The following is a 12,048-nucleotide window of genomic DNA, read 5'->3' as shown; positions in this document are numbered from 1 at the left end:
TAATGGCTAATCAAAAAGGGAAAGACATTAAAATAACAGAAGTTTGTTTGCGTGATGGAAGCCATGCTGTTGCCCACCAGTTTACTGTACAGCAAGTAAGAGATGTAACAAGAGCTTTAGATAATGCGGGTATGCATTATATTGAAGTAAGCCATGGAGATGGATTGGGTGGTTCAACTGTCCAATACGGAAAATCACTTGTTAACGAATTTAAACTAATCGAAGCGGCTGTAGAAGAAGCTAAGAAAGCTAAGATTGCTGTATTGTTATTGCCTGGAATAGGAACTGTTCACGAACTAAAAGAAGCAAGAGAAATCGGAGCGAAATTAGTGAGGGTTGCAACACACTCAACAGAGGCTGATGTATCTGCGCAACATATTCAGCTTGCTCGAGAATTAGGTATGGAGGCTTTAGGATTTTTAATGATGGCACACTCTGTCCCAGTAGATAAATTAGTAGAACAAGCAAAGTTAATGGAAAGCTACGGAGCACAAGCAGTGTACGTAACTGATTCAGCAGGTGCACTACTTCCACATCAAGTAAAAGAACGAATCAAAGCACTTCGACATTCTTTGGATATAGAGATCGGTTTTCATGCTCATAACAATTTATCGCTTGCTGTTGCGAATACACTTGCAGCAATTGAAGAAGGAGCAACTCGTATTGATGGAAGTGTTCGCTGTCTAGGGGCAGGTGCAGGAAATACGCAAACAGAGGTTTTAATCGCTGTTATGGAACGGATGGGATACAATCTCTTCATTGATTTATATAAAATGATGGATCTAGCCGAAGATGTTGTCGGACCAATTATTCAAGGTAGTCAGGAAATTAAAAAAGGTAGTCTAGCTATGGGGTATGCTGGAGTCTATTCAAGCTTCCTACTTCATGCGGAGAGAGCGGGAGAAAGATTCGGTCTTGATCCACGAGACATTTTGATGGAATTAGGAAGGTTAAAAGTTGTTGGTGGGCAGGAAGATATGATTTTAGACGTTGCTGCCAAATTAGCAGAAAATCAAAAGGTGGAGGCATAAAATGACAAGTAAAACAAGTAATGATAAAGATATTATAGAATACCTACTTTATGCTGAGAGAGATGTCCATGAAGTTATAAAAATTACAGATGAATATCCAGGTTTAACAATCGATCAAGCATATGAACTGCAAGATGGATTACTTAGCCGACGAATAAAAGAAAATAATACGAAAAAAGTCGGAATAAAACTTGGATTAACAAGTAAAGCAAAACAAGAAATGATGGGTGTCAACGATGCAATTTATGGATATTTGCATGCGGATATGCTAGCCCATGAATGGGAACCGATTAATCGAAATGAATTAATCCATCCCAAAATTGAACCTGAAATAGCTTTTTTTATCGGTGAAGATATTATTGGAGAAAATATTACGGAAGAAGATATCTTACGTGCAACAAAATATGTGGCACCAGCACTGGAAGTGATCGACAGTCGGTATAAAGACTTCCGTTTCACGCTAGTAGATGTTGTTGCCGATAATTGCTCTTCCGCCAAATTTGTTGTTGGAAGTAAACTAACTTTACCTGATGCCGTTGACTTAGGTAATATTGGAATGGTAATGTCCAAGAATGGTCAGGTGCAACAAACGGGATCTAGTGCGGCTGTCTTGGGTCACCCTTTGAAAGCAATGGTTTGGGCAGCAAATCAGTTAGGAGCAAAAGGTAAAGGTTTTAAAAATGGCGATATTGTGCTTAGTGGTGCAATGTCTGAAGCGATTACGCTTGAATCTGGTGACACAGTAGTTGCCGACTTCGATAGTTTAGGAGCCGTGACTGTTTCCTGCGTTTAATAAATTGACTATTTAATTCGTATAGAGAAAAATTTTGTAAAGGAAGTTAAAATCTTATATGATGTTTACCTCCCTTGGAACTGGGATAAATACTAGTAACAAGACCAAGGGAGTGAATCATATGAAAAATGCAGATAAAAAATCTACAAAAAAAATTCCAAAGCAACACGATTATCATGAGGACGAACGAACCCCGCTAGATGATTTTGAAAATCAAAAATTTACGGACACCATTCCAATGGAAGATTTAAAGATAAATGCGGAGCAAGAAAAAAAGCAGCATAAAACACAAGACGATTCACAAAGCGAAGAAAAGTATAAAGGAGATTTTGATGAAAGAATGCGGTAAAAATTTTTAAGTAAATTTCCTCTAATTCTTTTTTATCTACAGCTTTATGAATTGAGTTTCCTAATGAACACCTTTACGTTAAAATAGATAACAAAAGGTGTTCATTTTTTAGTGGAGGTGAAGAAAATACGAACAGAAAAAGTAGTTTATTATTCTGAGACGATTCATAAATCATGGTATTTTTTTATTGGAGCAACTGATAGTGGAGTATGTTATGTAAGCATTAACAGCCATAATGAAAAAAAGCATGAAGAATCTCTTCAACAAATATGTAAAGGTTGCAAAATTGAAGAAAATGACACGATGATAAAAAACTATATGACTCAGCTTATTGAGTATGTTGAAGGAAAACGTCAGCAATTTAACGTATCGTTAGATGTACTTGGAAGTCCTTTTCAAAAAACGGTTTGGAAAGCATTGACTGAAGTTCCGTATGGGGAAACCTCTATATATAGCGAATTAGCAGAGAAAATAGGCAATCCCTTGGCTGTACGTGCGGTCGCTTCAGCGATAGGAAAAAATCCGGCGCTTATTTTTATTCCATGCCATCGGATTATTCGCAAAAATGGTGAATTATCAGGATTTCGAGATGGGGTCGAAGCAAAAAGAAAATTGCTACAGTTAGAAGCTGAACTATCTCGAAGCGCTGTTTAATTCCTTACTGAGGGAGAGATTATGTACGGAAATAATTAGTCACCCCCTCTTTAGATATCAATTATAAAACCAAATATAGGAATCTCTAATTTTCTAAATATCTGTATAGTGTAGATTTACTAATTCCTGTCTCTTCCCTTATTTCTTTCAGAGTATAGTTTTTACTTTTGTACATTAAAATAGCTTTTTGCACATTTTCATCTGGTTTTTTTGGCCTTCCTAGATTACTTCCCCTTTCTTTCGCTTTATCGATTCCTTTTTTTGTTTTTTCACTGATCACTTCACTTTGAAACTCAGCTATCTGATTAACGATATAGGAAAAAGAAAATCCTTCTTTTTTTCTTGTGTCAATATTTTCCTGGATAGAAATAAGGAATGCCTTCTTTTTCTCTAGCTCGATTAGTAATTCCGCTAAATGATGGGTAGAGTCTGCAAGAGCATAAAGTCGTGTTACGATTAATAAATCTTCAGGTTGAAGCATATCAATTACTCTTTTTAGCTCTAGTCTTCTCTTAGCTGAAGTGTGGTCTTCTTTGAAAATTTTATTACAGTTTCTTTCCTTTAATAATGTAATTTGCTGATCACATTGGAGATCTTCATATAATGGCCTAGAATACCCAATAATCATAATAAACTCCTTTATTTACAATTCATCATCACTCGTTAATTATACCATTTTATTGTTTGAAAATCCCTTTCCCAAAATTGTTCCTTTTTGGGACAGGAAATGCTATACTAGTTTTTATTGTGTCGGAATGGATTTAACAGATTAGAAAAGGAGAAACGATAAATTGATAGAAACGATTAAAAATGAATGGTTTTCAAACATTAGAGGGGATATACTTTCTGGAATCGTTGTGGCTTTAGCGTTAATTCCGGAAGCGATCGCCTTTTCCATTATAGCAGGAGTCGATCCGATGATTGGATTATATGCCTCGTTCTGTATTGCAGTAGTCATTTCCTTTGTAGGTGGAAGACCGGGGATGATTTCAGCAGCAACAGGAGCAATGGCACTTTTAATGTTACCACTTGTTCGCGATCACGGTTTAGAATATTTACTTGCAGCGACGATATTAACTGGGGTTATTCAATTAATTTTAGGTGTATGCAAAATAGCAAAATTAATGAAGTTTATTCCGCGCGCAGTCATGATTGGTTTTGTAAATGCACTTGCTATTCTCATATTCCTAGCTCAAGTGCCACACTTTGTAGGGATTTCGACATTGACTTATATTTTTGTTGCGATAACGCTTTTAATAGTCTATATTGTACCACGCTTTTTTAGAACAATACCGGCACCACTGATCGCTATCATACTTTTAACAGCTGTGGTGATTTATGGAAACATTGATCTGAGAACAGTAGGGGATTTAGGAGAAATATCCAAAACTCTACCAGTATTTTTAATCCCTGACATTCCATTTTCTTTAGAAACATTTCTGATAATATTACCATATTCATTTGCATTAGCGATTGTCGGTCTTTTAGAATCTTTGCTGACAGCATCAATTGTTGATGATATGACTGATACAGAGAGTGATAAACATAGAGAATCGAGAGGACAAGGGATCTCCAATATTATCAATGGATTTTTTAGTGGAATGGCAGGTTGTGCAATGATTGGGCAGTCTGTAATAAATGTTAAGTCCGGTGGAAGAGGCCGCCTATCTACTTTTGTTGCAGGAGCTTTTTTAATGTTTCTGATTATCGTATTGGGGGATTTAGTAGTTCAAATCCCGATGCCAGTATTAGTTGGAATTATGATCATGGTGTCGATTGGAACATTTGATTGGTCTTCCTTTACTTATTTAGTAAAAGCTCCGAAATCAGATGCTACCGTAATGCTTGTTACAGTGATTATTGTAGTGGCTACAAAAGACCTGTCCAAAGGAGTCATTGCTGGTGTTATTTTAAGTGCGATTTTCTTTGTTGCCAAAATTTCTAAAATAAAGGTGACTCAACTAGAACGTAAAGAAAAAATAGTATTTCAAGTTAGCGGTCAGTTATTTTTTGCTTCAGTTGAAAGTTTTGTAGAAGCGTTTGACTATAAAATAAAAAATCAGCATATAGTAATTGACTTTACTGATGCTCCTGTATGGGATGATTCGGCCGTATCTGCCATAGATAAAGTAGTAGTAAAATATAGAGAAAATAATAATAAAGTTAATATCGAAGGGCTAAATGAGTCCAGTAGAAAAATGGTTGATAGACTTGCTGTAAGTTAAATGATTGGAGAAATAGCAAAAAATAAATAAGGAGCGAAAATATGTATAAAAAAATCTTGCTTGCAGTTGATGGATCAGAGCACTCCTTAAGAGCAACAGAGGAAGCAATTAAAATTGCTAGTTTATCAAAAGAATGCCAAATTGATGTCATCTTAGTTGCTGGGTATTCAAAAGCAAAAGGGGAAGTCTTACACGCATCGAGTAAGGAAGAATTAGAATTAAAAAGAAAAGAAAAAATTTCCCCGGCAATAAACAAAATAAATGATACACATATTCCGTATACGATGAAAATTTTCCATGGAGAACCTGGTCCTGCAATTGTAGAATTTGCTAATAACAATTCATACGATTTGTTAGTTATTGGAAGTCGAGGATTGAATGCTTTTCAAGAAATGGTTTTAGGTAGTGTTAGTCATAAAGTTGTAAAACGAGCTAACTGTCCAGTAATGGTAGTAAAATAAATGATGATTTAATGAAAGACTAACTTCGCTAAAAGGCGATATAGTTAGTCTTTTTTAATTTTGATATAGTTAATCATATGTAATAATTCCTTTTATTGGATAATAAATAAAATAAAAGTAATGGGTAGGACCAATTAATACTAGTAAATAATTACCATTTTTCTTATTTGCTATGTGAACGTTGGATAGTTTAGCGTATAATACGTTTAGTTAAGAAAACTTAAATAAAATGTAACAATTAAAAAGGAGTTTATGCATGAATAAGAAATTATTATTAGCTATGTTAATGTCTATCTTTATATTAGGAGGTTGTTCATCTGTTTTAGATAGTATTTTATCTAGCTCATCTCCAGAAGATATTTTAAGCCGTTCGGAAAAATCCCATTCTAATGTAGAATCAGTGGAAGTGACGTTTAACGATACATATGATGATATGACAAATGAAGGTATTATAACAATTGATATTGCAAATGATCGAAGTTCTGTCACGGTTGAGGACGAAGAAGAAAAAATTTCTCTTTATTTCGAATCGGACGATATTCTAGTAGAGTACGACGATGGTGATATTGAATCTTGGGGAGATACAGATTACTTTGCTAATATTGAAAACATGGTCGAATTTGATAAAAATCCAGTAGAGTATTATAAAGCACTTGATCCTCATATTTTTAAAAAGTTTAATATGGAAGAAAAAGATGATCAATATATTTTTACCTTTACTGGGAGTGAAGAAGATATCCATGCAATGGTAGAAGAAATTGTCTTCAATGATGAAGGAGGATTAGAGGATTTTGATGTAGACTCCGATCTCGACTCTGAAGATATGAAAGTAGATAATTTTGAACTCATTCTTGTAATAAATAATTCTACTTATCTTGTAGAAAAAGTAGAGCAGAATGTAACCTTTACATTAGATGGAGAAGCGGAAACCGTAAATGGATTTGTTCACCAGTTCAGTAAGTATGATGCTATTGATGAGATTAAAAGTGTAGAACCAACTATTGCAGATGGAGAGGGACTAAAAGAAGATATTGGTGAAATGGAAGACTTCGATGAAGAAGAATTGAAGGTATTTGAAGAAGAAGCTTCCGCCTATGTAGACGCCTTAATTCAGGCTACTGTATTCCAAAATGAAGAAGAGTTTATTAAAAAAGCTCCGGATTCAATGTCAAAATCGGATAAAGAAGATGAAGCTGAAATTCAAAAACACTTTTTTAAAGAGATGTATATCGAAAATACGAAAACCAATATGGAAGGTACCGGTGTAACGGATAAAGAAATTTCGGACCTTGCAGATGCTTTTCTAAAAGCTCTTTCTAAGACTAAATATGAGATAGTTTCTGCAGAAGCATACTCTCCTGAAAATATTGTTGTTACTATATCTATTCAAGGAATTGATGATGCAAAAGTATACGACGATACGGAAGACCAGCTATATGATGCGTTCGCGGATGGGGAATTCGATGAAGAAGATGTTGTTTCTAAAAATATGGAAATTTTAATTAATAACTATAATGAAGTGGATTCTTTATTGGATGCTGTTGAGGTTGATGTTGATGTAACAAGACAAGAAAATGGAGCCTATCTAGTAATTATGCAAGATCAATTTTTAATTGGTGGATTTGTACAATAAGAAATGAAAAAGATGAGACAGATTTAGTCTCATCTTTTTTTGCATAATTGATAGAATTTACTAATACACAATAGCAATAAATTTTAATTCGTTATTCGTAACGTTCTCTATCCCGTGACTCTGACCTTTCGTTATTAAACATAAGTCACCAGTCCTAACTTCTTTTCTTTCCTCATTATGGTCAATAAACACGCCGGATCCTTCTGTAATATAATATCCTTCTGCTTCATCACGATGGTAATGATACCCGATTGAAGAATGAGGCATAAGAGTTACTTCAGCAAAAAGTTTTAATCCTTTTACTTTATCATCTTGATTAATTTTCGTGCGAATTTCAACTTTGCCGGATCCACCATGTAAATTTTCGTAAATAGTTGTTTCCATTGTATTTCTGATCATAATTCTCATCCCTTACTCAAAAAGATTCGGAATTACAGTAGATATTCCTGGTACAAAAATAATGATAAGTACAACTAGAGCAACGATACCAATAATATGTAGTATATAAGGGAAAGTATCTTCAATTCCCATATCCCTATCTGTAATACTACATCCAGCAATTAAAGAAAGACCAACTGGTGGAGTGATATTTGCTAAAGCAAAGTTCATGATCAGTACCATACCAAAATGAATTGGATCGATACCATATTGAAGAGCAATTGGCATGAAAATAGGACTAAGTAAGATTATTAAGGATGTAACCTCTGTTAATGTACCTAAAATCAATAAAATTAAAGATACAACGAGCAAAAATTGAATAGGTGTACTTGCAAATTGTAAAAAGAACTCAGAAATCATTGCCGGAACTTTATTTGCAGTTAAGACATAGGTGAAAGCATTCGCAACCGAAATAATAATTAAGATGGTTGCAGAAGTAACAGCTGAAGACACCATGATTTCTTTAAATTTATTAAACGTTAATTCTCTATAAAACATCGATAAAATAAAACCATATACAACAGCAATAACAGCTGCTTCGGTTGCTGTAACCAACCCACTAAATATTCCACCTAAAATGAATACAGGCGTTAATAACGGAAAAAAAGCTTCGCGACTAACTCGGAAAAACTCTTTCGCACTTATTCTTTCTGTTTCAACAACTCCATATCCTTTCCTTTTTGCCATAAAAGCAACATAAATACAAATAAAAAAAGTAAGTAAAATTCCCGGTAAAACTCCAGCAATAAATAATTTTCCTATGGAGATATTAGCTGTAATTCCAAGAATAACCATTGTAATACTTGGTGGAATTATTAAGCCCAACACTCCAGATGGTCCGATGATACTTGCGATAAACGAATTACTGTATTTTTCTTCTTTCAACCTAGGCACGAGGACAGAACCAACTGCATACGTTGTTGCAACAGTAGAACCTGACACGGCACCAAAAAGGGCACTTGTAACGACTGCTGTCATTCCTAATCCTCCAGAAAGCCTTCCGACCAAAGCGTTAGCAAAAGCCATTAATCTTCTTGTTAGGCCACCCTTACCCATAATATTACCAGCTAAAATAAAGAGTGGGAGAGCCAAATAAGAGAAGTTATTTACACCAGCAAACATTCGTTGTACTAAAATTTCTAATGAAACGTTCCCCATGAAGAGCATCGCAACGGAAACGAGTCCGAGAATAAAAGCAATAGGCATACCTAGAAATAATAAAGCGAAAAAGATGACTAATATTGCAATGATCATAGCTCAGGTTCCCCTCCTTTTATAGAAGGGTTTAACATATTAATAAAGAGAAAGTAAAGTGAGAATAAAGCGCTAAGCGGAATCGCTACATAGAAAATCCCCATTGGCAACTGTAGGGTAGACGAAGTCGTCGTCATCGCTGAAAAAGTCAATTTAAATCCATAAAACGCCAGGACTCCGAAAAATACCATCATAAGAAAGTGTACAAAAACATGGATTCTTTTTTGATTTTTTTCACTCGTTAGTCCGACAAAAAAATTGACAGCTAAATGCATTTTTTCGTAAATTGCTAAACTTGAGCCTAAGAACGTCAACCAAACAACGAGAAGCCTTGCTAACTCTTCTGTCCCTGGTAATGAAAACTTAATAAATCGTGAAAATACTTGAATAAAAACGATAAGCGTTAATCCTGTAATGGCAGCAATACATAGGATGTATAAAAATTTAACAATATAATCGGTTATCTTCATAAAGATCTCCCCTTTACCTAAAAAAGGTTAGGTATTTCCCTTACTATCTTAGAATGATATAAACCGGATGGTAATTACCATCCGGAAGCCTCTCTATAAATATTCATTAATTCTTCTCCAAAAACTTCTTCTTCCCACTTATCATATACAGGGAGCATTGCTTCACGGAATGCTTCTTTATTAACGTTGTCGTTAACTTCCATTCCTCGATCTTTTAATTCCTGTACATAATCATCTTCTTTTTCATCGTTAATAACTGTAACTTCTTCAGAAATGCGATTTGCTTCGTCTAAAATAATTTGTTGATCTACTTCTGAGATTTGATCCCATACATCTGTTGCTACAACCATCATAATAGTGTTATAGAAATGGCCAGTTAAAGATAAGTATTTTTGGACTTCATCAAATTTTGGTGCGACAATATTAGCTAATGGGTTTTCTTGGGCATCTAAAGCACCTTGTTGTAAAGCACCATAAACTTCACTAAAAGCCATAACTGTCGGAAGTGCTCCAAGCTGTTCAAAGGCATCTACACGAAGACTAGTCTCGGCAACTCGGATACTTAAACCTTTTATATCTTCAGGTTCTACAATTGGGCGTGAATTATTTGTAACATGTCTAAAACCCCATTCGAGATACCCAATCTTTGTCATTCCTTGTTCAGCCATTACATCAGCTAAGTAATCACCAAACTCTCCCTTATAAGCTTCACGAGCATGGTCAATATCTTTCCACATATAAGGTAGATCTTCAATTGCCATTCGCATATCAAGTGCTTGCATTGTACCAACCATAATGGCTGCTGATTCCATTGTGCCTAATTGTACCTGTTCCAGCATTTCTGTCTCCGAACCTAGTTGACTGTTTGGAAACACATCAATTGTCACTCGGCCATCAGTTTGTTCTGCTACATTATCAGCCATTTCATCAATTAAATCAGCTGCAGGTGTTCCTTCAGATAACGCGTGCCCTAATTGTAAAGTAATAGAATCGGCACTTTCTTTATTATCTCCTTCTGTTTTCGACGCTTCATTACTAGAACATCCAGTAAAAATGCCAAGTACTAATAAAGCTGTTAATATAGGGTATGTAATTCTTTTAATCATTTTTTCCTCTCCTTATTGTTCAATTTTTTATATAGTAAAAGAAGTTATCGCTTACAATAACTGGATAAAAATTGTATATTATTCACTCAAACACTACCAATTTAAAATCTATTTATCCTCTCAATTTTACAATCATTATACAACTCGTATACTGTATACTTTAATAGAATACAAGACCGTAAAATAATTGTCAATTAAATTTTGATTAGTAAAAAAATGAAACAATATACAATTAATCGTATAATTAATACAGATTTGGCGGCAAAAACATTCTATCAATCTAAAAATATTCAAATTATTTTACAAAAAATTAGATATGCCATACGATATCAAATAGTTGTATACAGTAAACATATTAAGTACGGTTAACTGAGAAGGGATGTCACGTATGCTCAATAAAATAAACAATACAGTAAAAAAAATTCAAGTTCCTGGTATCCGTGTATTTGCTAACCAGGTCGTTCAGTATAAAGATGGAATTAATTTTACAATTGGGGAGCCAGATTTTTCTACACCAGAATCTGTTAAGCGAGCTGGGATTGAGGCAATTAAAAGTAATCTAACGGGATATTCCCATAATGCTGGATTAGTGGAGTTAAGAAAAAGTGTATCTGATTTCTTTCGGGATAAGTACAATTTTTATTATCATCCTGAAGATGAAGTTGTAATAACAAATGGTGCAAGCGAAGGCATTGATTCACTTTTGAGAACCATTCTTTCGGTTGGTGATGAGGTAATCTTACCTGCCCCTATTTATTCCGGATATGAACCAAGTATTGAGTTGAGTGGAGCAAAAGTAGTATATCTTGATACTACGGAAACAAATTTTATACCTGACCCTGAACAATTAGAACGATTAATTAATGAAAAGACAAAAGCTGTTATTTTTAATTACCCATCAAATCCGACTGGGATGACGTTGTCGAAAGAACAGATGGATAGTATTGTTGCTGTTCTATCCAAACATGATATTTTTGTCATATCAGATGAAATATACAGTGAGAACACATTCGAATCAGAACATATTTCTTTTGCATCCTATCCAGAACTCCGTAATAAACTGTTTTTAGTCCACGGAGTCTCAAAATCACATGCAATGACAGGATGGAGAATCGGGTTTGTATTAGGTCAAGATGAGCTGATGAAACAAGTATTAAAAGTTCATTTGAATAATTCAATTTGCGCCTCCCTTCCTAGCCAATTTGCTGCAATGGAAGCATTAACTAATTCTCGCGTTACTCCTGAAATAATGAATGAAGCATATATGGAGCGCAGAGATTATGTGTATGATCGATTAGTTGGAATGGGTTTTACGATGAGTAAACCAAGTGGAGCTTTTTATATGTTTCCATCAATACACTTTTTGGGATTGACGTCTTTTGATTTTGCGACTCAATTATTAGAACAAGAACATGTAGCAGTAGTTCCCGGAAGTGCCTTTACAACGCATGGGGAAGGTTATGTTCGGATATCGTATGCAAATTCAATGGAAAATATTGTCGAAGGTATGAATCGAATAGAAAGATTCATTACTAAATAAATTTTACCTCCTTTAGTGTTAGAACTAGAGGGGGTATTTTTCAAAAAAGGAAATGTTTACAAATAGTCCGACATATTTTATACTATTTGTATAC

The 12,048-nt window shown here is 34.6% G+C and carries 13 protein-coding genes; 8 read left to right on the top strand and 5 right to left on the bottom strand.

Annotated elements, in window-relative coordinates:
* The first annotated feature begins 2 nt into the window (after positions 1-2).
* From dmpG to SPD48_RS09805, 4 genes are all read left to right on the top strand, one after another.
* Positions 3-1,031, top strand: a complete 1,029-nt coding sequence (gene dmpG / locus SPD48_RS09820) for a 4-hydroxy-2-oxovalerate aldolase (protein WP_336257919.1) — start codon at positions 3-5, stop codon at positions 1,029-1,031.
* Between the two features lies 1 nt (position 1,032).
* On the top strand, positions 1,033-1,824 hold the full coding sequence (locus tag SPD48_RS09815; protein WP_336257918.1) for a 2-keto-4-pentenoate hydratase: 792 nt from the start codon (positions 1,033-1,035) through the stop codon (positions 1,822-1,824).
* A 121-nt stretch (positions 1,825-1,945) separates the two neighbouring features.
* Entirely contained in the window at positions 1,946-2,173 is a 228-nt protein-coding gene (locus tag SPD48_RS09810) for a hypothetical protein (RefSeq protein WP_336257917.1), read from the top strand.
* A 111-nt stretch (positions 2,174-2,284) separates the two neighbouring features.
* Positions 2,285-2,827, top strand: coding sequence for a methylated-DNA--[protein]-cysteine S-methyltransferase (locus tag SPD48_RS09805; RefSeq protein ID WP_336257916.1), 543 nt, complete (start codon positions 2,285-2,287; stop codon positions 2,825-2,827).
* An 85-nt stretch (positions 2,828-2,912) separates the two neighbouring features.
* Here the strand turns inward: SPD48_RS09805 and SPD48_RS09800 are convergent, their stop codons facing one another.
* Complete coding sequence (locus tag SPD48_RS09800) at positions 2,913-3,455, bottom strand: recombinase family protein (RefSeq protein WP_336257915.1); 543 nt, start codon at positions 3,453-3,455, stop codon at positions 2,913-2,915.
* A gap of 163 nt (positions 3,456-3,618) precedes the next feature.
* On the opposite strand from SPD48_RS09800, the gene SPD48_RS09795 reads away from it, so the two are divergent.
* The 3 genes from SPD48_RS09795 (at position 3,619) to SPD48_RS09785 (ending at position 7,146) form a co-directional block, all read left to right on the top strand.
* The gene (locus tag SPD48_RS09795; RefSeq protein WP_336257914.1) at positions 3,619-5,052 is read left to right on the top strand and encodes a SulP family inorganic anion transporter; all 1,434 of its coding nucleotides are present in this window, start codon (positions 3,619-3,621) and stop codon (positions 5,050-5,052) included.
* Positions 5,053-5,093: 41 nt separating this feature from the next.
* The gene (locus SPD48_RS09790) at positions 5,094-5,513 is read left to right on the top strand and encodes a universal stress protein (protein WP_336257913.1); all 420 of its coding nucleotides are present in this window, start codon (positions 5,094-5,096) and stop codon (positions 5,511-5,513) included.
* Positions 5,514-5,769: 256 nt separating this feature from the next.
* Entirely contained in the window at positions 5,770-7,146 is a 1,377-nt protein-coding gene (locus SPD48_RS09785; RefSeq protein ID WP_336257912.1) for a DUF6612 family protein, read from the top strand.
* A 60-nt stretch (positions 7,147-7,206) separates the two neighbouring features.
* Here SPD48_RS09785 and SPD48_RS09780 read toward each other — a convergent pair whose 3' ends face one another.
* The 4 genes from SPD48_RS09780 to SPD48_RS09765 all read right to left on the bottom strand — a co-directional run bounded on the left by SPD48_RS09780 (position 7,207) and on the right by SPD48_RS09765 (position 10,414).
* Positions 7,207-7,545 carry a cupin domain-containing protein gene (locus tag SPD48_RS09780; RefSeq protein ID WP_336257911.1) on the bottom strand — a complete coding sequence of 113 codons (339 nt, stop codon included), beginning with the start codon at positions 7,543-7,545 and terminating at the stop codon, positions 7,207-7,209.
* 12 nt (positions 7,546-7,557) lie between these two features.
* Entirely contained in the window at positions 7,558-8,838 is a 1,281-nt protein-coding gene (locus tag SPD48_RS09775) for a TRAP transporter large permease (protein WP_336257910.1), read from the bottom strand.
* The gene (locus SPD48_RS09770) at positions 8,835-9,308 is read right to left on the bottom strand and encodes a TRAP transporter small permease (protein ID WP_336257909.1); all 474 of its coding nucleotides are present in this window, start codon (positions 9,306-9,308) and stop codon (positions 8,835-8,837) included. The genes SPD48_RS09775 and SPD48_RS09770 overlap by 4 nt, the downstream gene beginning before the upstream one ends.
* Before the next feature lie 74 nt (positions 9,309-9,382).
* On the bottom strand, positions 9,383-10,414 hold the full coding sequence (locus tag SPD48_RS09765) for a DctP family TRAP transporter solute-binding subunit (protein ID WP_336257908.1): 1,032 nt from the start codon (positions 10,412-10,414) through the stop codon (positions 9,383-9,385).
* A gap of 388 nt (positions 10,415-10,802) precedes the next feature.
* On the opposite strand from SPD48_RS09765, the gene SPD48_RS09760 reads away from it, so the two are divergent.
* A complete protein-coding gene (locus SPD48_RS09760; protein WP_336257907.1) occupies positions 10,803-11,954 on the top strand; it encodes an aminotransferase class I/II-fold pyridoxal phosphate-dependent enzyme in 1,152 nt (383 codons plus the stop codon).
* Positions 11,955-12,048: the final 94 nt, after the last annotated feature.

Origin of the sequence: Pseudogracilibacillus sp. SE30717A (genome assembly GCF_037071985.1) — a bacterium.
Taxonomy (GTDB): Bacteria; Bacillota; Bacilli; order Bacillales; family Amphibacillaceae; genus Pseudogracilibacillus.
Note: the sequence above shows the minus strand (reverse complement) of the source record. Positions and strands in the feature narration are given on the sequence as shown.

Excerpts from the sequence above, each read along its gene's own strand:
- SPD48_RS09760 (WP_336257907.1), top strand. The coding sequence starts at position 10,803 with ATGCTCAATAAAATAAACAATACAGTAAAAAAAATTCAAGTTCCTGGT.
- SPD48_RS09770 (WP_336257909.1), bottom strand. The coding sequence starts at position 9,308 with ATGAAGATAACCGATTATATTGTTAAATTTTTATACATCCTATGTATT.
- SPD48_RS09800 (WP_336257915.1), bottom strand. The coding sequence starts at position 3,455 with ATGATTATTGGGTATTCTAGGCCATTATATGAAGATCTCCAATGTGAT.
- SPD48_RS09765 (WP_336257908.1), bottom strand. The coding sequence starts at position 10,414 with ATGATTAAAAGAATTACATACCCTATATTAACAGCTTTATTAGTACTT.
- SPD48_RS09815 (WP_336257918.1), top strand. The coding sequence starts at position 1,033 with ATGACAAGTAAAACAAGTAATGATAAAGATATTATAGAATACCTACTT.
- dmpG (WP_336257919.1), top strand. The coding sequence starts at position 3 with ATGGCTAATCAAAAAGGGAAAGACATTAAAATAACAGAAGTTTGTTTG.
- SPD48_RS09775 (WP_336257910.1), bottom strand. The coding sequence starts at position 8,838 with ATGATCATTGCAATATTAGTCATCTTTTTCGCTTTATTATTTCTAGGT.
- SPD48_RS09790 (WP_336257913.1), top strand. The coding sequence starts at position 5,094 with ATGTATAAAAAAATCTTGCTTGCAGTTGATGGATCAGAGCACTCCTTA.
- SPD48_RS09780 (WP_336257911.1), bottom strand. The coding sequence starts at position 7,545 with ATGATCAGAAATACAATGGAAACAACTATTTACGAAAATTTACATGGT.
- SPD48_RS09785 (WP_336257912.1), top strand. The coding sequence starts at position 5,770 with ATGAATAAGAAATTATTATTAGCTATGTTAATGTCTATCTTTATATTA.
- SPD48_RS09810 (WP_336257917.1), top strand. The coding sequence starts at position 1,946 with ATGAAAAATGCAGATAAAAAATCTACAAAAAAAATTCCAAAGCAACAC.